The 21,563-nt window shown below is 39.8% G+C and carries 28 protein-coding genes; all 28 read right to left on the reverse strand.

The genetic code is table 11. The annotated features are described in order from the left end of the window. Positions 1 to 28 precede the first annotated feature (28 nt). Positions 29 to 346, reverse strand: a complete 318-nt coding sequence (gene trxA / locus PHC29_07500; GenBank protein ID MDD5109325.1) for a thioredoxin — start codon at positions 344 to 346, stop codon at positions 29 to 31. A 30-nt stretch (positions 347 to 376) separates the two neighbouring features. Beyond that, positions 377 to 835 carry an Rrf2 family transcriptional regulator gene (locus PHC29_07505; GenBank protein MDD5109326.1) on the reverse strand — a complete coding sequence of 153 codons (459 nt, stop codon included), beginning with the start codon at positions 833 to 835 and terminating at the stop codon, positions 377 to 379. A gap of 1 nt (position 836) precedes the next feature. Continuing rightward, positions 837 to 2,072, reverse strand: a complete 1,236-nt coding sequence (thiC, locus tag PHC29_07510) for a phosphomethylpyrimidine synthase ThiC (GenBank protein ID MDD5109327.1) — start codon at positions 2,070 to 2,072, stop codon at positions 837 to 839. Between the two features lie 69 nt (positions 2,073 to 2,141). Beyond that, a complete protein-coding gene (def, locus tag PHC29_07515) occupies positions 2,142 to 2,648 on the reverse strand; it encodes a peptide deformylase (GenBank protein MDD5109328.1) in 507 nt (168 codons plus the stop codon). Beyond that, complete coding sequence (locus tag PHC29_07520) at positions 2,614 to 3,516, reverse strand: ARMT1-like domain-containing protein (GenBank protein ID MDD5109329.1); 903 nt, start codon at positions 3,514 to 3,516, stop codon at positions 2,614 to 2,616. The genes def and PHC29_07520 overlap by 35 nt, the downstream gene beginning before the upstream one ends. After that, positions 3,513 to 4,304 carry a radical SAM protein gene (locus tag PHC29_07525; protein ID MDD5109330.1) on the reverse strand — a complete coding sequence of 264 codons (792 nt, stop codon included), beginning with the start codon at positions 4,302 to 4,304 and terminating at the stop codon, positions 3,513 to 3,515. The genes PHC29_07520 and PHC29_07525 overlap by 4 nt, the downstream gene beginning before the upstream one ends. Before the next feature lie 3 nt (positions 4,305 to 4,307). Then, positions 4,308 to 5,123: an Mrp/NBP35 family ATP-binding protein gene (locus PHC29_07530; GenBank protein ID MDD5109331.1), complete on the reverse strand. Its 816-nt coding sequence runs from the start codon at positions 5,121 to 5,123 to the stop codon at positions 4,308 to 4,310. Positions 5,124 to 5,139: 16 nt separating this feature from the next. After that, entirely contained in the window at positions 5,140 to 5,535 is a 396-nt protein-coding gene (locus PHC29_07535) for an iron-sulfur cluster assembly scaffold protein (GenBank protein MDD5109332.1), read from the reverse strand. A 25-nt stretch (positions 5,536 to 5,560) separates the two neighbouring features. After that, positions 5,561 to 6,550, reverse strand: a complete 990-nt coding sequence (locus PHC29_07540) for a DUF2099 family protein (protein ID MDD5109333.1) — start codon at positions 6,548 to 6,550, stop codon at positions 5,561 to 5,563. A gap of 3 nt (positions 6,551 to 6,553) precedes the next feature. After that, a complete protein-coding gene (locus PHC29_07545; protein ID MDD5109334.1) occupies positions 6,554 to 7,405 on the reverse strand; it encodes an ATP-binding protein in 852 nt (283 codons plus the stop codon). 12 nt (positions 7,406 to 7,417) lie between these two features. After that, positions 7,418 to 8,869 (reverse strand): [FeFe] hydrogenase H-cluster radical SAM maturase HydG, encoded by a 1,452-nt coding sequence (hydG, locus tag PHC29_07550; protein MDD5109335.1) that lies wholly within the window; start codon positions 8,867 to 8,869, stop codon positions 7,418 to 7,420. 20 nt (positions 8,870 to 8,889) lie between these two features. Then, positions 8,890 to 10,239 (reverse strand): FAD-dependent oxidoreductase, encoded by a 1,350-nt coding sequence (locus PHC29_07555; protein MDD5109336.1) that lies wholly within the window; start codon positions 10,237 to 10,239, stop codon positions 8,890 to 8,892. Positions 10,240 to 10,250: 11 nt separating this feature from the next. After that, positions 10,251 to 10,637 (reverse strand): CoA-binding protein, encoded by a 387-nt coding sequence (locus PHC29_07560; protein ID MDD5109337.1) that lies wholly within the window; start codon positions 10,635 to 10,637, stop codon positions 10,251 to 10,253. Continuing rightward, positions 10,621 to 11,475, reverse strand: a complete 855-nt coding sequence (locus PHC29_07565) for an ATP-binding protein (protein ID MDD5109338.1) — start codon at positions 11,473 to 11,475, stop codon at positions 10,621 to 10,623. Before PHC29_07565 ends, PHC29_07560 begins: the two co-directional genes overlap by 17 nt. Then, positions 11,456 to 12,091, reverse strand: coding sequence for a class I SAM-dependent methyltransferase (locus tag PHC29_07570; protein ID MDD5109339.1), 636 nt, complete (start codon positions 12,089 to 12,091; stop codon positions 11,456 to 11,458). The genes PHC29_07565 and PHC29_07570 overlap by 20 nt, the downstream gene beginning before the upstream one ends. 10 nt (positions 12,092 to 12,101) lie before the next feature. Beyond that, the gene (locus tag PHC29_07575; GenBank protein ID MDD5109340.1) at positions 12,102 to 12,302 is read right to left on the reverse strand and encodes a hypothetical protein; all 201 of its coding nucleotides are present in this window, start codon (positions 12,300 to 12,302) and stop codon (positions 12,102 to 12,104) included. Between the two features lie 12 nt (positions 12,303 to 12,314). Continuing rightward, positions 12,315 to 12,566: a ferritin gene (locus tag PHC29_07580; protein MDD5109341.1), complete on the reverse strand. Its 252-nt coding sequence runs from the start codon at positions 12,564 to 12,566 to the stop codon at positions 12,315 to 12,317. A gap of 46 nt (positions 12,567 to 12,612) precedes the next feature. Further along, positions 12,613 to 12,780: a 4Fe-4S binding protein gene (locus PHC29_07585; GenBank protein ID MDD5109342.1), complete on the reverse strand. Its 168-nt coding sequence runs from the start codon at positions 12,778 to 12,780 to the stop codon at positions 12,613 to 12,615. Between the two features lie 79 nt (positions 12,781 to 12,859). Beyond that, positions 12,860 to 13,237 (reverse strand): NifB/NifX family molybdenum-iron cluster-binding protein, encoded by a 378-nt coding sequence (locus tag PHC29_07590; protein MDD5109343.1) that lies wholly within the window; start codon positions 13,235 to 13,237, stop codon positions 12,860 to 12,862. A gap of 16 nt (positions 13,238 to 13,253) precedes the next feature. Next, a complete protein-coding gene (locus PHC29_07595) occupies positions 13,254 to 13,631 on the reverse strand; it encodes a NifB/NifX family molybdenum-iron cluster-binding protein (GenBank protein ID MDD5109344.1) in 378 nt (125 codons plus the stop codon). A gap of 42 nt (positions 13,632 to 13,673) precedes the next feature. Next, positions 13,674 to 14,021, reverse strand: a complete 348-nt coding sequence (locus PHC29_07600) for a DUF5320 domain-containing protein (protein MDD5109345.1) — start codon at positions 14,019 to 14,021, stop codon at positions 13,674 to 13,676. Positions 14,022 to 14,084: 63 nt separating this feature from the next. Beyond that, complete coding sequence (locus PHC29_07605; protein MDD5109346.1) at positions 14,085 to 14,558, reverse strand: Fur family transcriptional regulator; 474 nt, start codon at positions 14,556 to 14,558, stop codon at positions 14,085 to 14,087. A 32-nt stretch (positions 14,559 to 14,590) separates the two neighbouring features. Continuing rightward, positions 14,591 to 15,919 carry a radical SAM protein gene (locus PHC29_07610; protein MDD5109347.1) on the reverse strand — a complete coding sequence of 443 codons (1,329 nt, stop codon included), beginning with the start codon at positions 15,917 to 15,919 and terminating at the stop codon, positions 14,591 to 14,593. A gap of 940 nt (positions 15,920 to 16,859) precedes the next feature. After that, entirely contained in the window at positions 16,860 to 17,321 is a 462-nt protein-coding gene (locus PHC29_07615) for a hypothetical protein (protein MDD5109348.1), read from the reverse strand. Positions 17,322 to 17,626: 305 nt separating this feature from the next. After that, complete coding sequence (gene terL, locus PHC29_07620) at positions 17,627 to 19,315, reverse strand: phage terminase large subunit (protein MDD5109349.1); 1,689 nt, start codon at positions 19,313 to 19,315, stop codon at positions 17,627 to 17,629. Between the two features lie 8 nt (positions 19,316 to 19,323). Next, on the reverse strand, positions 19,324 to 19,983 hold the full coding sequence (locus tag PHC29_07625; GenBank protein ID MDD5109350.1) for a hypothetical protein: 660 nt from the start codon (positions 19,981 to 19,983) through the stop codon (positions 19,324 to 19,326). Positions 19,984 to 19,997: 14 nt separating this feature from the next. After that, positions 19,998 to 21,257, reverse strand: a complete 1,260-nt coding sequence (locus PHC29_07630) for a DNA modification methylase (protein ID MDD5109351.1) — start codon at positions 21,255 to 21,257, stop codon at positions 19,998 to 20,000. Next, positions 21,254 to 21,563: hypothetical protein (locus PHC29_07635; protein ID MDD5109352.1), on the reverse strand; the 310-nt coding region annotated here is incomplete at its 5' end. The genes PHC29_07635 and PHC29_07630, both read right to left, overlap by 4 nt.

Genomic DNA, 21,563 nt, shown 5'->3' on the forward strand with positions numbered 1-21,563 from the left:
TTTATTATCTTCTCCGCACTTTCATATATCAAATATGAGATTTAATTGCAGTTTCAATCTCTGCCTTAGGAAGCGCGCCTACAATTCTATCTACTACTTCCCCATTTTTAAAGATCGCCAATGTCGGTATACTCATAATACCATAACTGGAAGCCGTCTTAGGGGCATCATCCACGTTTAATTTACAGACTTTTAATTTTCCTTTATATTCTTTGGCAATTTGTTCGATCACCGGGGCAAGCCTGAGGCAAGGCCCGCACCATACAGACCAAAAATCCACCAAAACTGGCAAAACTTCTTCCAATACCTCTTGTTTAAAATTAGCATCAGTTACATCAATCCCCATTTTCTCTCCTCCATTGCAGCAAATATTTCATTAAGAAATCTTGTCCCGCGCATTAGAGCAAATTCGATCTTTTCTAACCTGCCTGCCCATACTCTTAAGTAATTTCGTTATGGTAAGCTGCTTTAATACGTTATTTAATTGAAACTCAATATTTTTCATCTTCCGCATTAGTAAGCATGTATCAGACTGAGGGCATATATTTTTCTCCAACAAGCAATCAATGATATCTATCTCATTATGAAAAATACGCATTATATCTATAATACGTATTTTATCCGGATTAATTCTTAGCATAAACCCTCCGCCACTGCCTTTTAAAGACTTTAATATGCCGTGTTTACTCAATACCTGCAGGATTCTTCTTAAAAAAGCCCTGCGCATATTTAATTTCTTTACCAGCTCATTAACAGAAATCACCCTGGCGGGGTTTAAAGCAAAGTAAAGCAACGACTTAATCGCGTAGTGAATATTTTTCGTGACTAATTTCATACTATCTGTAAACTTTTAGCGCGCAAAATTCATCTCCGCACATAGAACAGCCACCCTTTTTTAATCGTGGAGCTTTACTAAGCAGCTCTTTAAACTTCCTGCTATCAATGGCATATTCGCGCATTTTAACCCAATCGAGATTTTTCCTTGCCTTTGACATCAACCTATTCTGCGATATTGCCCTCTTATTGCCCCGGGCAATATCAGCAATAGAAGCAGCAATCTTTGTAATCACAACTCCCTGGCGGACATCTTCAACATCCGGCAATCCAATATGCTCTTTAGGGGTAACATAACAAAGAAAGTCCGCTCCACAATAACCGGCTAAAGCGCCTCCTATACTACAGGCGATATGGTCATAACCTACAGCTGTATCTATAGGCAGCGGGCCTAAAACATAAAAAGGCGCGCCGCGACAGATTTTCTTCTCTAATTCCACGTTCTTCTTAATTTCATTTAAAGGAATATGCCCCGGGCCTTCTATTATTATTTGCACACCCCTTTGCTTTGCCTTTAAAGCAAGCTCTCCTAAAACTCCTAATTCATAAACTTGAGCCCTATCTGTCGAATCAGCAATACAACCCGGCCTTAACCCATCGCCTAAACTTATGGTGACATTATATTCCTTGGCAATATCCAAAATCTCATCGAAATATTCATAAAGGAAGTTTTCTTTTTTATTTTTTGCCATCCACTCAAGCAAAAAAGAACCTCCTCTTGATACAACCGGAATCTGCCTTTTTTTAACCAAACTTAAAGCTGCCCGGGTAACGCCGGAATGGATAGTAACAAAATCTACACCTTCTTTCGCCTGCCGCTGGAGCACTTTAAGATAATCCTTTATTGCCATAGATTTAACGCCGCCGGATTCAATCGCCGCTTGATAAATAGGCACTGTCCCTAACGGACACGAGCAATGTTCAATCAATGCCTTTCTTATTTTATCAATATCCGAAGAACAGCAGACTATAGTCAAATCCATCACCGCATCCGCCCCGGCTGCTATGGCGGCATTAAGCTTTTTCAATTCGTTTTTTAGGCATAAATCTTCAGGGGAAGCGCCGATATTGGCATTAACCTTAACCGCCAGATCTTTGCCTACGGCTATCGGCCTAATGTTTTTATGATTTTTATTCGCCAAAACAACCGCTAAGCCCCGCGCAATATTTCTTTTTAAAACATTAATATCAATGTTCTCTTCCCTGGCTATGAGCCGCAACATTTTATCAGCGATCATCTTTTACAAACTCCATCTCCTGAACAAAGCGAAATATCGCTCATTTTACCGCAACCTCTGTATTTATATTCATAAATTAACATGTTTATCTTTAGCCTTCCAAAATTTCGGTTTAAACAACATTAGCTTTTCTAATAGCCCCAAATAATCAATAATTAGTTTTCCTTGCAAATGGCCTATTTCATGTTGTAAAACTCTTGCCAAAAGCCCCCGCGCCTCCACTTCAACAACTTTTCCCAATTCATTTAACCCGCTAACGATAATTTCCTCCGGTCGAGCGATACTGACCACTATGCCTGGAATACTTAAACACCCCTCCTCCCATTTACCGCCTGATCCTTTTGTTTCCATAATTACCGGATTAGCTAATCTGATCGCGCCTTCGCCGATATCCACAACTATTAAACTTTTTGTAATCCCGATTTGCGGAGCAGCTAAACCAATCCCCGCAAAATGCCGCATAGTAAAAAGCATCTCTTCAAAAATCCTTACTTCTTTATCTGTAATCTCTTTTATCTCAAGCGTTTTCTTTCTTAAAACGCTATCCGGATATTTTTTTATTTCTAATGGCTCCATTTTTATTTAAATTGTAAAACAATACTACATCTCTCATCTTACAGCCGGTCTCCTTTGCTATAGCCGGGCATTTCACCATAAACAAAAAGAAAATAGCCCTTTTCTCTTGCGACAAAGATTCGAAATTCCCCTGGCCCTTACTAATAACTATATCCGCACGCCTGAAAATATTTAGAAATTCATCTGAGCAGTACTTTAAAATAGTGCCCGGAGCATCAACTCCGCTGGAAATAACTTGAGCAATTTTATCTATCCCGCAAAAAACCGCGTCTTCCCTAAGGGCGTCATTAATCGCTGGTTTATCCCGAACCGCAAAAATAACTTTCCGGTGATCGCAAAACTCTTCAATAAAAATCCGGTCAAAAACAATCTCTCCGGCATTATCGGCCAAATAAAGAACTGTTTTTGCCGATTCTAAATCATTCTTGAAGCCTTCATATTCAAATACGCCCTTTCGGCCGGCAGTAAAATTATCTTTCAACAATTTTTGGATTTCTTCCTCAATATCCAGGGTGTTCTTTGCCGCATAATCAATAACATTACCCGCTATAGCAAATTCAATCGCTGTTAACAAACGATCCTTGGATTGTGTGACCTTTTCTTTAAGTTTCGGGTAAAGCTCCATTGCCCGGCGGTTGCTTTGATCTTTAACTGTTTTATAAAGGTCCTGCTCTCCGAATCTTTTTTCAAAAAGCTTATGCATCTTGCGAGCCATTTCCGGAGGAGTTAATCCCAGAGAAAAACCAGGGACTAGAGTCGCAACATCATTCATTATTTCTTTGTGAATAAGCTCATTCTCAGTAAATAATCGTCCTTGTTCAAGCGCTTGCCTGAAAAAACAGGGGATACAATCTAAATAAGTCTTCACTTAACTTTGCCCCGTCTTTTCAATGTCGCTTCATCGCTTACGGACGTAATACCCTTCAATGTTCTCTCGTCATAGGCTGAAACTACATTGATTCCCTTACAAGTAGAAATAAAATAATCCTTTATCTTCAAAATATCTCCCCTGGATAATGGCCGAACATTACATGGCCTTAACGGCGTATTAACCTGAACTTCATCCGGCTTAATATAATTTGCTAGATAAATATACTTATTAATATCCTGTTTATTGTTTTCGATAAACATTATCTGTAATGCTAACTTCCCCTTATATTCATTTCGAAATTCTTTTATACCCTCTAAAATATCATCGAATCTTAATCCTTTAACAGGCCTGTTAATTTCCTGTAAAGACTCTTGGGAACAGGCATCTAACTTAACTACAACAAAATCTGCTAAAGCCAGCTCTTTCCTTACTTCATCTAACTCCATTAAAGAACTATTAGTTATAACTGCAATTGGCTCTTTGCAGATTAACTTTACTGCTTTTATCATCTCCCCTAAATTTTCAGCCAAGGTAGGCTCCCCAGCTCCTGAAAATGTTATATAATCTATTTTCAACGCAGGTAGCCTAGCCAACTCCTCAATAATCTCCTTAGCTTCAATAAATTTCTTTCTTTCATTAGTAAAAAGCCCTGTTTTGCCAATCTGACAATAAACACAATCAAAACTGCATACTTTTCTCCCTTTAGAGATCGGGTCTATACCCAAAGAACTCCCCAACCGCCAAGAAGGTACCGGTCCATAAATATATTTAAACACGGACTTCATTATCTATCTTTCGACAAATTCTTTTATTTTATCCACAATACCCATAAACGCCTCAGCGGCTTTTGATTTCTCTTGGAAAGAAACAAACGGTGTTCCCTTATCCCCAAACTCAACAAATTCCGGTTGAAACGGCACTTCCCCCAAAAACGGGACTTTTAATCCTTGCGCAGCTTTCTCGCCGCCACCTTTTTTAAAAATATCTGTTTGGCCATGGCAATGCGGACAAATAAACCCACTCATATTTTCAATTATACCGATTACCGGTATTTTTATTTCCTGAGCGAACAGAACGCTTTTACGCGCATCAAGTATAGCGACATCCTGCGGCGTAGTTACAATAATAATCCCACTTACATTGGGAATAAGCTGACAAGCGCTTAAAGGCTCATCTCCTGTTCCGGGAGGCGAATCAATAACTAGATAATCTAAATCACCCCAGTTCACATCGCTCAAAAATTGCCGGATCACCGCGGCTTTGGCAGGCCCACGCCAAATTATCGGCTGATCAGGATTGTAGCCTGAAAGAGCGATACTCACCGCTTTAAGATTTGCGCTCACTAAAACGGGCTCTATCCCAAATTCACAAGAAAAGATTGTTCGGTCTTCTACTCCCAGCATTTTCGCAATATTAGGCCCGTGAAGATCAATATCTAAAATACCCACCGAATTACCGGAGAGTGAAAGTGCATACGCAAGATTAACCGCCACCGTTGTCTTTCCCACCCCGCCTTTACCGCTCATGACGATAAGAGGATACTTAATTCTAGACATCTTTTCTTTAAGCTGTTTTTCCTGCTCCATTAAATTTTGCTCATTCATTTTTTAATTCCCCTTTTTACTTTTTTAATAAATAATCCGCGATTGCCCTGTAAAGAGTGCTTACAGAAAGTATCGAACAGTGCAAGTGATCTGCGGGTAAACCCTTCAGTTGTTTAATCACCTCTCCCGCTGAAATAGCTAATGCTTCATTGATAGTTTTGCCATAAGCCAAATGCGCGGCCATTGCAGCGCATGCCCTTGTGGCGCCGCATCCATCTGTGTAATATTTAATATCGGTAATCCTTTTATCTTCAATCACCAAACAGAACTCCATCGCGTCCCCGCAAGGCCCTTTTAAATATGACGAACTTGTGGGATCGTTCATTCTGCCAAAAAACTTTGGATCATTCAAAAGCTTAATAACCTCTTTAGGGTAACCAAAGGATTCTTCTTTATTACTCTTGTTTTCCATATAAGCATCCTTTCTAAAAGATTCTCTATCTATACAGGCGCGTACTCGTTTTATCTTCAAAACTCAGCATGCTCTGGGCATTAACTGGCAGTTTAGACTCGCTAATAAATACCTTAAAGTTTCCTAAATGAACACATTGCCCGCTGTGCTCATTTGAAAAAAGGTATTGCTTTTTTGTATCCAAACTATTAATGTTTCCGCTTTCGTCCGCGTAGGCAGAAACAAAATCAACTCCGTTCTTGGTTAAGACAAAAACTGGTATTTGTTTGGAAAGCTGTATTATCGCCAAAGGCCCGATCATCTGGCGCACATCAAAAGAAGCGCAGCTCCACACCAAGTCAGCGTAATCGCGTATCATAGTAATCTTATCATTAGTTATACCAGTTGTGCATACCACCAATGAAATTATTTTAACGCTGTTTTCTTTTTCTAATAAACGCAGCCTCTTTAAATTCTCAGCCGAATCTCCACTTATAGTAACGGCGATAGTTTTATACCCTGCTTTTATCGCTTCCTTAACCCCTTGAAACTGATCAATAAGCGCGTTTTCAGATACTATTCGGCAACCGGCAGTTTTAAGTTTACCAATAATGCCTTTAATTGGCGATGTTAGCAACAAGCTATTCATTCGAGCGCCTATACCTTGAACAACTTCCGGCGCGTCCGTGATAACTGTACCGGCCCCTTCACAGACTACAACTGCCGCGTCAATCGCGCTCTTTCTCAGCGCGAACATAAGCATCTCTGAGGCCCCATATGGAATTGAAACATCTCCGCAGGAAAGCTCTCTATTATCAGTGAAAAAACCATAATCTTCTATTTTTGATTCAATTGCGCTTTTAACAGCTTCCTTATCGTTACCTTGTATTTTGCTAAAATCTTTACACAGATGTTTTGCTAATGGACAAAACCTAAGCGTTGGCTCGGTAATATTAATTACTTGCCCGTAAGATACGCTCACAAAGGATGAAAAATATTTTAATACGTGAATATCCCGCTTATTTATGGAATCCATAATTTAAACCTGTAGTTTTTCCCAAATGCCGCGAATCTCATCCTTAACTGGCGTATCCTTGTATTCCATAATCGTCTTACCCTCAACCATGGCCTCTACCACTGTTTTATCAAACCTGACTTTACCGATTAACGAAATCCCGTTTTTTGCGCAATGATCTTCTATTTTTTCTGACATATCCGGGTTTAAATCATATTTATTAATTACTAGCCGCGAGGGAACATTAAAATGCTTGGTTACTTCTATAACCCTTAAAGCATCATGCAAACCGGATAACGTAGGCTCAGTTACTACTACCGCGCAATCAATTCCAGAAAGTGAAGCAATAACAGGACATCCTATACCCGGAGCGCCGTCAATAATTACCCAATCGCAATTATTCTTCTCTGCCAGCTCTTTTACCTGCTTTCTCACCAAAGAAACAAGTTTTCCTGAATTCTCTTGGGCAATCCCAAGCTTAGCGTGTACCATAGGCCCAAAGCGAGTCTCGGAAATAAACCATTCTCCCGCAAGATTCTCTTCCATCTTTATAGCGCCAACCGGGCAAATATGGCTGCAAAAACCACAACCTTCGCAAGAAACATGATCAATCACAAAACCATCACTTATAGCATTAAACCTACAAGCTGCTATACACTTCCCGCATTGCTGACAGACTTTCTTATCAATTACAGCACTTAGTCCGCTTCTGAAATCATGGCGTTCTTTGATTTTTGGTTGTAACAATAAATGCAGATCCGCGGCATCCACATCACAATCAGCCATAACATGATTCTTCGCCAAAGCCGCAAACGCTCCGGTGATCACGGTTTTACCCGTGCCACCTTTTCCGCTGATAACTACAATTTGTTTCATCATATTTATCTTTTAAAAATAAATATCCCTCTCTCCACTTTCAATCTTTTTATAATATTCAATAAGTTTTGGATAAAACGATGGCAAACGATTCTTCACCTCGCCTATTTCTTTAACAATAACTGCCTCACCAACCGCTTTCGTCTGCGGCGTCGCAAAATCATCAAGCCATTCCCTAAATGTAAGTATCGCGTTTAATTTACAAAATTCGCCTTCTTTTCCGGAACGTAAAAGCTCCATAATACATCCTCCCGTCCTGCCACAACGATATCCGGCAGTACAAAAAGATGTGATGTATCCCATCTGTGCCAGCTCCGCGATAACTTCATCAAGTGTGCGAATATCTCCTAATAAAAACTGTTGCCGGTCTTCTTTTTGCCCGAAAGATCTTTTACTATATGCGCCTATCCCGATACGCGTGGACGCGTCGGTTTGCGTGCACCCGATTGGAATTACTTCACGCCTAATCTTTGAACTCTCCCGAGCGGTAATAATCATGCCTGCGTAAGGTATAGCAAGCCGAATCACCGCGACAAGGCGTTTAAAATCTTCATCTGAAACTTTATATGAAGATTCAGAGATAGACAAAGCATTCATTGCAGGCTCAAGCCGCGGAAAAGAAACTGTGTGTGGCCCGATACCATTAAAACACCTTTCTAAATCACGGGCATGGCAGAGCAGCCCCATCACTTCAAATCTCCAATCGTATAAACCAAATAAAACACCAATACCCACATCATCAATACCCGCGTCCAAAGCCCGATGCATACAATAAAGCCGCCGATGGTAATTCCCTTTTATAGTAGAGGCGGGATGAAGATTTTGATATGTCTTATGATGGTATGTTTCCTGAAATACCTGATACGTGCCAATACCGGATTTTTTTAATATTTTAAGATCATCTATTGAAAGAGGAGCGCAATTCACATTCACCCGGCGAATTTGGCCAACCCCTTTCTTGGTTTTAACTTTTACTGAATAGATTGCCTCAAGCGTACCCGCGATATAGTTAACATCCGAATAAGGATGCTCACCGTAAACCGTAACCAGGCGCTTATGGCCTATTTCACCCGCCAAAACCTTTGTTTCCTCGCGTATTTGGTCAAATGAAAGTTTCTTTCTTTCAATGGAGTTATCGCTTTTAAAGCCGCAATACGCGCAATTGTTGATACAATAATTACTACAATACATCGGCGCAAAAGTTACGATACGATTATCGTATACTTTCTTTTTTACCAAAGCCGCAGTTAAAAAAATCTCATCCCACAAATCCTTATCTTGGACATTTAATAACGCTGCTGTTTGGTCTAAATCAAGAGTTTCTATAGCTAATGATTTCTTTAGAATATCTTTTACCCTGCAAGAATCGGGATTATGATTATCCTGCAACGCCTTCTCTATGGCAGCTTCATCAATAAAATCTTCTGTCCCCATATAACGGGTAATTTCTTCTGTTTTAATCATATTTATACAACTTTCCTTAACTATATCTTCCCGTACACATCCTGAGCAGCTAAAATAATCGGGTACATCGTCGGCGCGCTGGTTAAATAAGGATGCGTGGCTACCTGCAAAGTCTCTAGCTCCGTTGCCGACATACGCTTCTGGATAGCAATACCGATTATATTAATCATTTGCGCGCAAGACATACCACAGCTGACCTGGCCTCCTAAAATAATACCGGACTGTTTAGAGAAAATCAGCTTGATTTTACCCTTGTGTGCCCCCGGTAATAAAGCGGGATGTTTATCGACGCCGTCTATGCTACAAACGACAATTTCAAAATTCTCTTCCCGGGCAGTTTTTTCGGTAAGCCCCGCTGAACCCAAAACCAAGCCGTCAATATATGTCGAATATATGGCAATTGTCCCCTTGTTCTCACGGATAACTTTTATCTGATAAAGATTAGCTCCCGCGATTCTGGCTTCGGCCGTAGCGGTAGACGCCAGCATCACTGAAATGGCTTTCCGGGTATAAAAATCCCTTTTACAAGCACAATCTCCAATCGCGAAAATATCCGCATCAACCGAAACACGCATATACTCATCAGTTAAAATACCCTTACAAGACCCCAGTTCTAATCCGGCATCTACGGCTAGTTTTACATTCGGCTTTGAGCCGACACCAAGGATTACCCCCTCAATAGGTATCTCTTTACCATCACTAAATCTCACCTTTTCAACTTTATCTTGGCCGATTATTTCTTCAACCTGGGTATTAGTTAGGACATCAACTCCTTTTTCCTTTAAACGTATTTGGGCTATCTGCGAAAATTCTGGATCAAATGAGTTAGCCAGTAAATGCGGCAGCATTTCTACTAAGGTAACCTTTATTCCTTTTAATTTGGAAAGCTCATCAGCAAACTCAACACCGATAAATCCTCCTCCGATCACTAAAACATTTTTACAGCGTTTAATCTGTTCTATAACGTTCTTTAAATATCCCATTTCTTTATTTATTGGATATACCCCTTGTTTATCTACCCCTTTAATGGGTAAGATTAAAGGCATTGAACCAATTGCCAAAACTAACTTTTCGTAGGAATATTGAATTTTATTTGCCGAATCTACTATTCTATCTTTTCTGTTTATACTTACAGCTGCATCAATAGCTACTTCAATATTGTTCTTTTCCAAAGATGCCATCCCTAGTTTATTCTCATCAGGATTACTTAAGCTGGCAAACATATAAGGAATCCCGCAAGGAATTACTCCATCCGCAATATCTTTGATCACCGTAATGCTCTTATCAGGATAATATTTTCTTGCAGTTACCGCGCAAACCACTCCTGCGGGCCCGGCGCCGATAATTAATATGTCTGTCTTTTTATTCATAGCTTCTCCTCTTATTTCAACGATTCCAACATTACGCAAATGCCATGAACTACTTTAATATCGTTATCATGACAAAACTTGATGGAAGCCTGGCTCTCTGCCCCAGGCTGAAGCCAGGCTCTTCTTATGCCTTTTTGCAGGCATTCTTTTAAAATGCTTTCAGTTACTAACGGAGGTGTAACAATATTAGCGACATCCACACTATATGGAATATCGCTTATAGTTTTATAACAAACTCTGCCCTCAACTTCCCTCAAACGTGGATTAACAGGAAAAACCTCATAGCCTTTTTCTGTTAAATTAACTAAAATCTTATAGGCGAATTTGATTTCATTCCTGAATGATCCCACTACAGCGAATCGTTTCTGTTTTAGAAAATCTTTAACTAAATTTTCCATCTCTAATTATATTAAAAAGTCCCTGGAAATCTTTTTTATATTCTGGGAATGCCTGAACAATAGGTTCTCCCTTTGAATAGGCCATGGCTATTTCTCTTTTAAACGGTATTCTCATCAAGACGGGGATATTTTCTTGCTTACAATATTCTTCCGTTTTATTATTTCCTAAATCCGAGCGGTTGATGACTACCCCAAAGGGGATCTTTAATTTTCTCAAAACCTCAACCGCTAAAATCAGGTCATTCAAACCAAAAGGCGTGGGCTCAGTAACTAATACGCAAAAATCACTCCCCTTAACGGAAGTAACTACCGGACAAGACGTGCCCGGAGGAGCATCAATGATAACGGTTTTCTTAGGATTAATATGTTCTTTAACCTGGCGGATAAGCGGCGGAGACATTGCTTCGCCTATATTAAGCAAACCATGAATAAATTCTATTTTGCCGCAACTACCTATCTCAACTACCCCAATTTCTCTGTTTACTTCTTTTATTGCCTTTTCAGGGCAAAGAGCGCTGCAGGCGCCGCAGCCATGGCATAAATGCGCGAATACCAAAGTAGTTCCTTTTTTCCCACCTTGGCCGGGGAGTACCGCTATTGCGTTATAAACACAAACCTTAGCGCATTTACCGCAATAAACGCATTTTGAATCATCAATTTCCGGAACAGGGATATAGGCTTTATTTTGCTTTTTGATTACCGGTTTTAAAAAAATGTGGGCGTTAGGTTCTTCAACGTCACAGTCAAGAAACTGCACGTTATCAATGGATAACGCCAAATTAACCGCGACAGTAGTTTTACCCGTGCCACCTTTACCGCTAGCAATTGAAATGATCATTTATTTTATTTAAGTCTTTGCTTGCAATTAATACATGCTGATACATACTTTGGATACTCCTTACTAAAAAACATTTTTCCCTTAAATAGGCCTCGGCATCTGTTAATTTAGTTTTACCCACTTCATGCTTATTGCCTTCAAGAGCGTGGATCTTATCCATAATTTTTAAACCTTCTTCGGTAAAGTCAGCTAAGATTAATTTTCCATTTTGTGAAAGCAGCCTAATTAACTCATTAAACACTTGATAAGGATTGCGCAGATGATGGAGGACATTTACAGAAAAGACTGTGTCAAAACTGCCTTCAGAAAAACTGGTATGTTCGCCGTTTTCAATCCTAAAATCTACCTGCTTTTGGAAACCAAAATGCGCTATATTTAGTTTTGCGAAACGCTGCTCAACCGCGGATATATCAAAGGTAACAAAAGAATACCCTGCCTTAGCCAAAGCGAGCGCAAAATTCCCCTTACCAGTTCCAGCCTCAAGAATTTTCCCATGGAGAGGCTTCGCCTGAGCTAGGATAAAATCTCTTTCCTTTTCTACATCATAGCCAAAACTTTGATAAAGCTTTTTTCTTTCAAGATATATTTTATAATTCTCAAGAACTTCCTTATCCAAAATTTAATCCTTACTCTCTAACCATCATTATCCCACACTTAGGGCAATTCATTGAAGCACACGTCATACCTGCTTGATGTACAACCTTTGTCCCACAAGCAGGGCAGACACAATTTCCTCCAGGGCCTGCGCCCTGACGATTTCCGCCACCTCTACCCCTTCCCATTCTTGGGCCTTGCCCTAAAGGGCCTGTTCCATCTCCTCTTGGCATACTAATCACCTCCTAATCGTGCTCTTTAAACATCTTGTCTTGCGTTGGATCATTCTTTCTGATCCATTCCATAAGCATCGCCGCGTGTTCTTTTTCCTCATTCATATTGTGCGCGAGTAACTTTTTAAGCGAATCATCATCAGTAGCATCTATTCTTTCCTGATAGAAATCAATCGCTTCAAGCTCTTCCCGCAAAGATTTCCTAGCTCTTTCTAAATCAACATGTTTCGGATCCATCTTCTCTATTGACTCAAAAAATGGCATTCAAACCACCTCCTTTTCTTAATATCCAACTTATACATTAATTCTCCTAAATCGAAATTGCTTCAGTTGGGCATTGATTTACGCAAGCGCCGCATTCCACACAATCATCGCTGATTATGGCTTTTTCGTTCTCTATCTTTATCGCATTAACCGGACAAATATCTTTGCACGTGCCACAACCATTACATTTCTTTTGATCAACTTTCGCCGCCATAGCTGCTCCTTATCTACATAAACCTGCCTACCGGCAGGCAACACCCGCGCAATTCCAATTAGCGCGGGGTGTCTCGTTATTACTTTTTCTTATTCGGTATTCCAGAGTGCGAACCTACGCTTGGGCTGGAATTCGCCTTAAATTCTCCTTTCTTATATTTCTCAATCGTTTCTTTAACAGTACCTGATGCGCCGGTAAAAACTTCTACCCCTGCCGCTTGTAATGTTTGAAAAGCATTCGGCCCGACGTTTCCCGTAACCACAGCCTTAACCTGTTTTGAAGCAACCAACTGCGCAGATTGAATTCCCGCTCCACCCATAGATTCGATATTCGGGTTCCCAATAGCCTCGAATTCTAAAGTATCGATATCAACAATAATAAAATTCTGACTCCGGCCAAAACGGGGATCAACCTTGGAATCCAAATTTTCGCCTTCTGAAGTGACACATATTTTCATATTTCAACCTTTCTTCTTAATGGCATCCTCCGCCATCGCCATGATCTTTACAAGCATCAAGGCCGCCCAAAGTATTATTCATAAAATCATCCAGTGCTTTTTGCACATTACCAACATAGCCAAACACTTTAACTCCAGCGCTGGCAAATTTCTGCTGAGCGCCCATGCCCATACCTCCAGCGATAACATGGGTTATCTTATGCTTTAATATCTCATCGACTGCAACACACCCTCCCCCACCATGTACAGTATTATTCGGTACAATACGCGAACTGATTATTTTCTTCTTATCCTTATCAATATCCGCTAAGAAAAAAAACTTACACTGCCCAAAATGCGCGCAGACATTACCTTTCACTCCATTTTCATCTTCTAATACGACTCCGACTCTCATCTTTAACACCCTCCCTTTAGTTAAGAAAATACTTGGTTATTTTTAAACAGGTTTTTTCTGATTTTCCGTCTCCTGAATACGCGCTTGCGTATCATCAAGCTGTTTTTTCAATAAATCAGCTTGGATTTTTAATGTCTCCAATTCCTCCTCTTTGGAAACTGCTCGGCCAAAAACCCCAAATACCTGCATGCCTCTTTGGGCCCTAATCCAACCCGAAAGCCCCGTAGCGTTAAAACAATTTCTATATCCACGGCCACCACCCCTACCGTAAAAACCGCGGCCGCTCATTGGCCTTACCAACGTACTATTTAATTCTACCGCGCAATACCCTCTACCACCGCCTGTCATTGCTCCTTGGCCTCTTGGCCCTGTTCCGTCAAAACCTGGCATATATACCACCTTCCTTTCCGTTACCGAAAATCATTTCCATTAATAGGTAAAAAAATATAGCCGTTACTTCTTACCGCTACATTGCTCACATACACCATAAAACTGTATAAGATGATTGGTGATTCTAAACTTATATTTCTGCCCCAACCCTTTCTCTGTCTGATTAAGCAACTCAACTTCTTCATCAATAAAATCAGTATAATCGATCACCTTATTGCATTGCGTACAAACTAAATGATGGTGATGATGCGCTCCTTTAGGGCCTTCGGCAAATTCATAGCGTGCCCGGCCATCTCCAAAATCAAGCTTATATACCATGCCGAGATTTGACAATACTTCCAGCGTCCGGTAAACAGTAGTCAGCCCTACGCTGGGATACTTGGGATGGATTTTCATATATATATCTTCGGCGCTTAAGTGGCCTTCGGATTTAGACAGAATATCGAGGATGGCCTCCCTACCAACAGTAAGCCTATACCCACAACCCCTGAATTTTCCGTGCCACCATCCTTGTCCTTTACAATTACCTCTTGGCATTTTTATTCCTTATTTTATTGAAAATGATTATATCAATATAATTTATTCCCCCTTCTGCCTATTGGGTCAAACCCAAACAATTCCTCCAACCGATGGGGAATCTTTTCGGAAAGAATCGATAGGCTTGCGGCAGCTAAAGCTAATTTTTCAGCAAAAAGAGCGCAACTTTTTTTATGAGGCACAGCAGGATCTCCATTAAAGAAATAGTTGACATTCAAACAAGAGCCCGTTGATCGGCAAAGACTAAATAAATCACAATCTTTCTGGCAATATTCGAACCGCTTATTTATCTTTTTAATAAACGCCTGAAATTTACTTTCATTGATACCTTGATCCACGTTTCCCAATTCAAATTCATGCACTCCTAGAAATGAAGTACACGGATAAATTTTACCGTCAATGCCTACCGCAATCTGTCCTTTGGCGGCAGGACAGCCCCCTGAAACCTCGTGATTATAATACAACCTTTGCATTAATTTAAAAAACCGATTGAAGAACGTTTTACTATAATTCAAATTTCCCGAAACAACATCATCAATATATTTCAATGCCAGTTTTTCATATGTTTTACATAAAAGCTTATAACTATCTTCCGTACTGAAAAAGCTTGTCTCTTGCCCGGGGAGAAACCTATGGCATGCATCTTCACTCTCAAAAAGTTCAATCCGCTCAAACCCTAGATTCCTTAAATTCTCATACAATTTTACCATATCAGGAAAAAATGGAGTTACCGTAGTGCGACCTACCAGTCTTTTCATGACTGCCTTAGGCATTCTTTTAAGATTTGATAAAATTATATCAAAACTACCCTTTTGGTTAATAAGTGGCCGGTTATTATCATGTACGGCTTTAGGGCCATCGATGCTAACAGCGATTTGCACTCCTTTATCAATCAATTCTTCAGCTACATCTGGAGTTAAAAGAGTCCCATTTGTTGCCAATAGAAAATGGAACTTTGTTTTCCATTTTAATTGATTTTCCCTGCAATAGTCAACCGTTGCCCTAAGTGTTTTAAGGTTCATCAAAGGCTCGCCACCGTAAAAATCAACTACTAGATCATTATCTTTACCACGCTCACTGACTAAAATATCCACCGCTTTTAAAGCGGTTTCAACTGACATATATTCATCTTTAACATTGCTGCTAAATTCCCCTTTTTTCTTTCCCAAAAATCTTTTGTTGGAGTATTTGCCATGGTCATTCCAGCAATAAACACAGCGAAGATTACAGCTTGACGTCAAATTAAGGGTTAGATCAGTAAGACCGGCAGCCGCGTTCCTATCGGTTTTAAATGATATTTTTTTGTCAGAAACTGGAAAAAGTTTTATTATTTCAGAGGGAATATTCAACTTCTTTGCCAAAGCTGCAGCTTTTTGCTTAAAAAAAGAAGACGAAAAAATGGATATTTCTTTATTCCACTTTTCTAATAAATTAAATATTTCCGTGGGCAGCTCGTAAAAATCTCCCGTAGATGTAGATATGCCAATATACCGACCTAATTTATGAAATAAAACAACTGGTGATAGTGCCTTAATAATAATTCACCTCCAAAAAATACAGATTTGTACCTAGTTGTTTAATATCTAATCTGGATTTTTATAAAATTTAGACATTAAGAATCTTTCGACTAACTAAAAGATTCTTACCACAAAACCCTGCCCGATCGGCAGTAACGAGAAAGTTTCTTCTTTGCTTTCGTAGTTTTATTTATTTTCCTTACTTTCATCTCTTACCTCCATTTCAAAGATATATTACCGCTAAAGTTTTTGTAAGTACTCTCTTATTGAAAATGATTACCAATAGCAATATTTTACACTATCTAAGATTTCTGTCAAGCGTTTTCATTAAAACAACACACCGCTAAATAAGTTTTCTTTTTTTAGCCAGGTAATAAATATTACAACAAGGGCAAATCCGACTCCAAACAGAAACTATTTTTGCAAACTTTGATCGCGGATATCTACGAGAGATTATGCAAAGAGGGCAAGTTTTATGTATAGAAGAAAAAAATACCAAACATTTATTAAAAAATCCCTTCATTGTCTTTTTCTCTTCTCTTGCATTTACCATAATTGAGAAATCTACTTAATTATCATATAGCCGACGATCGCCAAAAGGCAAACGCCAAAGATTTTGCGCAGAATAACTTCAGGAAAACCAATAACTAACTTACTCCTCCCCCTCTAGGACTCGAACTGGAATTAATCTCTGCTTCTATCTCTATTTTACCGGGTCCCCGCATTAGACGAATTCAGCAAGTGGCTACTTACCGAAAACATTCAATACTTATCGGAAGATTTGTTATTTATTGTCTAAGATTTCCTTTTCAGTTTTTGAATCACCCTGCGTAACCTCTACTGTCACTCCACCTACTATATCTTTTGCACTAGTTTTTACACCTGGAACTTCAATAACATCAGGAGTCATTGGATTCACAACTCCTGTAGGTATTTTCTCCTTGCCATCATACAAATACTCATTGCCCTTTTCATCATATACAATCAGATAGTCTTTAAATTCAGGTTTTGGTAAAATGCCTTTATTGACAAGAGCTACATATACAACCATTAAAATTATTACTAATATAACAATAAAAATTTCTTTCTTCAACAATCGCTTAATAGCATCTTTTGATATAACTTTTGCGAGTTCTTGTTTCAATAGCCAGGTCACAATCAAGCCAGAGATTATTCCGCCAACAATACTTATTAATAATTGTCCTATTATCGATATTAATGTTTGCATAAAATAATTATACTTCACAGAAAAACCCCTTGCAAATTATTTTATTGCAGGGGGTTAATTTAAAAACTCCCCGTGTTGGTAGCACATAGAAATCTATCTCTCAATTAATGATCCTTATTGTACCACAAAATTGTCAATATTACGAATTTAGAGATAAATTTTGTCCAGAAATTTGTCCATTTATGTCTCTTTTCCAAGAGACATAATATCATAAGTATATGTGGCACAACGAGTTATAGAATGTCTTACCGTTCCTACGGACATACCTATTTTATCCTTAATGTCCCACGTTTAACCAACCCGTTTTTCAATAAATCTGTTCTTTACAACCTAATAATATGAGCTGTCCCGCCGCCGCCGTCATCCTCATCGTCTTCATCTTGAGCATCCTCTTCCGGGGTTGTCCGCCCAAATTCTGGATGATTAATACCCCTGCCGTGGGGATCTCTTATATCTTCATCTAAACGTACAAAACCAGTTTCATTCAGCGCTGCTTCTCGCAGAGCCATCTCCAACGCATCCGGCCCATCATCGTGATCGCCTCTAGGGAAATACTTAAGCTGGTCAAGCAATACCGTATCCTTTCGGGAGAATAGAATCGTGCCTGTTGTAATATAAGTCTCCATACCAAAGATTCTTAATTCTTTATTCTTAGTGTTGCGGATCTCCGTAAAAGACGCAACAACATTTTCCCTGTAGGCTTGTTCACGTACGGTATTTAATAAAAGCTCAGGAAACAAATTTGACTCAATAACAAATTTTTCCATTCGGTGGCGAATTTTACAGAAATTAATAATAGCTTGAACCAAATCTTCCTGCGGCCTTGGTTTAATATCCACATCAATGACATAGAGTTTACCTCTATGTTTGGCTAAAACAATAATCGCGGAGTGATCCGAATGGCTCTTCATCACACCAACACTAGGGTCACAGGCGCCAATAATACTATAGTCATCGTCAAAAGACCCAAGGAGTTTTTCCACGGTTGGGAATTCATCATCCCAATAATGAAATTTCTCTGGGTCATAACGGCTGTCTTTGGCATTAGCTGGGTCATTTTGTTTCTCGGATTCAAAACTATATGAACCCTCAATTGCTCTAATCTTCATCAAAGTATAATAATCTTCAACTTCTTCCCAAAGAACCTTAGTGCCTTCAAGCATCGCATCCTTATTTTCTTGAAAGAAACTGTCTGCCGCATTCAAGCCTGCTTCATCATTATGGCTATCTCCACGGTTAAATAAAATATTCCCCCATTTCTGCCATAAATCTTCTCGCGGAGAGAACGCAAGAACCGCCTTATCAATGCGTTTCTGCCAATCAGGAAACTCTTGCTTTTTGGTTAGGCGGCCCAGCAGTGAATCAGGATGAAGCAAAGTTCCCACTGCAATTATATTGAGCACTTTAGGTGCTCCGGCCTTAAGAACAGTTTGGGTAAACCAGTCAAAAACCTTTTTTCTGGAATCGACATTGTAGGTATTTTTTTCGCCATCAACGTCATCAAGAATAATTAAACTCGGCCTATACTGTTCATGCTTTATCCCGCGAAAATTCTGTCCCACGCTTCGGGCGGAAATCATAATATTATTAGGTGTTACAATCTCTTCCTGCGTCCATTTAGTTTTTGCCTTTTCTTTGGGATTAAAAACCTCTGGAAAATCTTCCCGCATGGTGCGGTTGGTTTCAAGGGCAGTAGAAATGCTCGATAACAACTTTTCTGACTGATTGGCAGTCGCCGAAAGGATCAGAATGAAATGCTCTTTACAATAGCATATCAACCACATCACATAAAAGAAACTTGCTAATGTGCTTTTAGCATGTCCACGTGGCGCAGCTAAAGCAAAACGGCCGTCCCGTTTCTTAGACATATCCATAAGCACATCGCAAATCTCCTCATGAAACGCAGGAGATTTATGAGTTGCGTACTGCGGAAAATAGGTTTGGGCGAATTGCAGAATGGAGTTTCGGCCAATTTCCCTACGAAGCTCTCTTAGTGTTTCATTGGCGCTCAAGCGGTCTCTTATCCTTTCTCAATATCTTCGATTCGAGTTTTAAGTTCCTTAATCCCTACGTTAGCTTCCGCCAAGGCAATCTGTCTTTTTACTGCTTCAATCAGCTCGGTAATTTTTTGGTCTACAATGCCCTTGGCGCTAACAATACCTTCAAGCCGGGCCAATTCTTCTTTTAAATACGCAGGAGTCAAAACTTGTTCATGGCTGTAATGAATATCCGCCTCTATTTGCATTGGCTTGGAAGGAAAATATCCTAAACTTTGAAGAAGCTTTGCCTGTTCTTCAATAGCTTTCCAAGTATAATAACCGGCCTGCGATTTTTCTTGAATTGAACCATCCTTTGAACGTGATAATCTCATCAAGTTCTCATGAGCAGCAGTTCCTTTTGATAATAACTCGCCAATAATTTTTAATCTATCTTCCGGAGTTAATTTCTTGGCATTCCTTTCCCTGATATCGTTCTTATCCCGCTGAATTGTCTTATCGCTTACCTGCAAGAGATGCGCCATGACAGCTGTCGGTTGAGCTTCCACATGCCATAAATGTTCAACGCAGTCTAGGCGTATTTCCGGGGCTAATTTTTTAGGGTCAAATATCCCGTCTCTTATCTGTTTTAGAATCTCAAGAACGGGAGTTTCATCATTAACAGAATTCTCATCATCAGACATGGGTATTTACCTCCTTATGCCAATCCATATTTGGCTAATACCTCTTTAGAAACTTTCTCTTTCCCTGCAAGGCCTACATACCGCTTAACAATGCCGTCGCAATAAGCTGGATCAATTTCTGTGCCGAAGCATCTTCTTTTTAATGATTCTGCTGCTATCAGGGTTGTTCCTGAACCTAAGAACAAATCCAGCACAATATCTCCCCGCTTGGAGCTGTTTCTTATGGCTCTGTGCGCTATGGCAACGGGTTTTTGGGTTGGATGGATATAATCGGCTGTATTATCGCGTTTTATCTGCCAAAGGGTAGATTCGTTATTAGGGCCGTACCATTTATGGCTTCCGCCCTTTTCCTTCCAACCATATAAACAAAATTCTGTCTGCTGTTGATAATCACCATAGCCTAAAGCAAAAGTCGGCTTAGCCCAGGTAATTACACAAGAAATGTGAAAGTTTAATTCTGCCAACATAAGATACATCGGCCCAAATTGCTTATGGCCGTTCCAAATATAAATAGCAGCTCCGGGTGATAGGTAAGTTGCTGCATTGGTCAAAATAGTCTTAAGCCATTTCTCGTATTCTTCCTGAGGCATGTTGTCAGAATAAATCCTATCCCATAATTTATGTGTGGCTGGACGTGATTGCTCATTGGGTCTATTTCCGCCGTAATAGTCAACATTGTAAGGTGGGTCTGTGTGAATCAAACCTACTTTTTCATTACCTAAAAGTCTGGCTAAATCTTCAGGCTTAGAAGCATCGCCGCATAAAATTCGGTGATCCCCAAGTTCGATAATATCACCGGGCTTGGTCTTAGGATTTTTGTTATTTTTTACATCGCCGTCAAAATCAAAACCATCTTCCTTGGCTTCCTCTAACTGGTCAAGGATCTCGCTGATTTCAGGAATATCAAAGCCAGTTAAAGTAACATCAAAGTCAGGGCTTTTGTTTAATTCATCCAAAAGTGCCCCAAGTTTTTCCTCATCCCAATCACCGCGAATCTTATTTAAGGCTAAATTCAGGGCTTTTTCCTTTTGAGGATCAAGATCAACAACGCTGACTTCCACTTCCTTAACACCTTGCTCAAGAAGTACCTTAAAACGCTGATGCCCACCTACGAGGTTCCCGGTCTGGCTATTCCATACCAATGGTTCGACATATCCAAAAGTATTGATGCTTTTCTTGAGTTTCTCATAATCGGGATCACCGGGCTTTAAGTCAATCCTAGGATTATATGCTGCAGGATTTATTTGATTGATATGTATTTTCTGGATGTTCATTGTTCATACCCCAAAAAGACTGCAATTAAAGTTACCCCGGTCTTAACATTCAGCATTTCATACATTTTACTTATGCTTTTTGCGACGCGCCGGCTTACAATCACCGTGTCACCAATTTCCCAGAAACCCGGAACCCCAAGCGCTGGATTATACATTTCCCACTTAGAATTATCGGCTAACCAAATCCGTTCATTCACTGCATCCTTAATCTTAATTTCAGTATTAAGATTAGTGTATTCTTCTGCTGAACCGTCCTTACCCAAGGATTTGCTGAGATCACCCGGTGGGTTAATCGGAACAACCCCT

Source organism: Candidatus Omnitrophota bacterium (assembly GCA_028712255.1).
Taxonomy (GTDB): domain Bacteria; phylum Omnitrophota; class Gorgyraeia; order Gygaellales; family Profunditerraquicolaceae; genus UBA6249.

What these genes read in the sequence shown, in the direction of transcription:
- trxA (MDD5109325.1), bottom strand. Translation starts at nt 346, where the DNA reads ATGGGGATTGATGTAACTGATGCTAATTTTAAACAAGAGGTATTGGAA.
- PHC29_07505 (MDD5109326.1), bottom strand. Translation starts at nt 835, where the DNA reads ATGAAATTAGTCACGAAAAATATTCACTACGCGATTAAGTCGTTGCTT.
- thiC (MDD5109327.1), bottom strand. Translation starts at nt 2,072, where the DNA reads ATGATCGCTGATAAAATGTTGCGGCTCATAGCCAGGGAAGAGAACATT.
- def (MDD5109328.1), bottom strand. Translation starts at nt 2,648, where the DNA reads ATGGAGCCATTAGAAATAAAAAAATATCCGGATAGCGTTTTAAGAAAG.
- PHC29_07525 (MDD5109330.1), bottom strand. Translation starts at nt 4,304, where the DNA reads ATGAAGTCCGTGTTTAAATATATTTATGGACCGGTACCTTCTTGGCGG.
- PHC29_07530 (MDD5109331.1), bottom strand. Translation starts at nt 5,123, where the DNA reads ATGAATGAGCAAAATTTAATGGAGCAGGAAAAACAGCTTAAAGAAAAG.
- PHC29_07535 (MDD5109332.1), bottom strand. Translation starts at nt 5,535, where the DNA reads ATGGAAAACAAGAGTAATAAAGAAGAATCCTTTGGTTACCCTAAAGAG.
- PHC29_07540 (MDD5109333.1), bottom strand. Translation starts at nt 6,550, where the DNA reads ATGGATTCCATAAATAAGCGGGATATTCACGTATTAAAATATTTTTCA.
- PHC29_07545 (MDD5109334.1), bottom strand. Translation starts at nt 7,405, where the DNA reads ATGAAACAAATTGTAGTTATCAGCGGAAAAGGTGGCACGGGTAAAACC.
- hydG (MDD5109335.1), bottom strand. Translation starts at nt 8,869, where the DNA reads ATGATTAAAACAGAAGAAATTACCCGTTATATGGGGACAGAAGATTTT.
- PHC29_07555 (MDD5109336.1), bottom strand. Translation starts at nt 10,239, where the DNA reads ATGAATAAAAAGACAGACATATTAATTATCGGCGCCGGGCCCGCAGGA.
- PHC29_07560 (MDD5109337.1), bottom strand. Translation starts at nt 10,637, where the DNA reads ATGGAAAATTTAGTTAAAGATTTTCTAAAACAGAAACGATTCGCTGTA.
- PHC29_07565 (MDD5109338.1), bottom strand. Translation starts at nt 11,475, where the DNA reads ATGATCATTTCAATTGCTAGCGGTAAAGGTGGCACGGGTAAAACTACT.
- PHC29_07575 (MDD5109340.1), bottom strand. Translation starts at nt 12,302, where the DNA reads ATGCCAAGAGGAGATGGAACAGGCCCTTTAGGGCAAGGCCCAAGAATG.
- PHC29_07580 (MDD5109341.1), bottom strand. Translation starts at nt 12,566, where the DNA reads ATGCCATTTTTTGAGTCAATAGAGAAGATGGATCCGAAACATGTTGAT.
- PHC29_07585 (MDD5109342.1), bottom strand. Translation starts at nt 12,780, where the DNA reads ATGGCGGCGAAAGTTGATCAAAAGAAATGTAATGGTTGTGGCACGTGC.
- PHC29_07590 (MDD5109343.1), bottom strand. Translation starts at nt 13,237, where the DNA reads ATGAAAATATGTGTCACTTCAGAAGGCGAAAATTTGGATTCCAAGGTT.
- PHC29_07595 (MDD5109344.1), bottom strand. Translation starts at nt 13,631, where the DNA reads ATGAGAGTCGGAGTCGTATTAGAAGATGAAAATGGAGTGAAAGGTAAT.
- PHC29_07600 (MDD5109345.1), bottom strand. Translation starts at nt 14,021, where the DNA reads ATGCCAGGTTTTGACGGAACAGGGCCAAGAGGCCAAGGAGCAATGACA.
- PHC29_07605 (MDD5109346.1), bottom strand. Translation starts at nt 14,558, where the DNA reads ATGCCAAGAGGTAATTGTAAAGGACAAGGATGGTGGCACGGAAAATTC.
- PHC29_07625 (MDD5109350.1), bottom strand. Translation starts at nt 19,983, where the DNA reads ATGTCTGATGATGAGAATTCTGTTAATGATGAAACTCCCGTTCTTGAG.
- PHC29_07630 (MDD5109351.1), bottom strand. Translation starts at nt 21,257, where the DNA reads ATGAACATCCAGAAAATACATATCAATCAAATAAATCCTGCAGCATAT.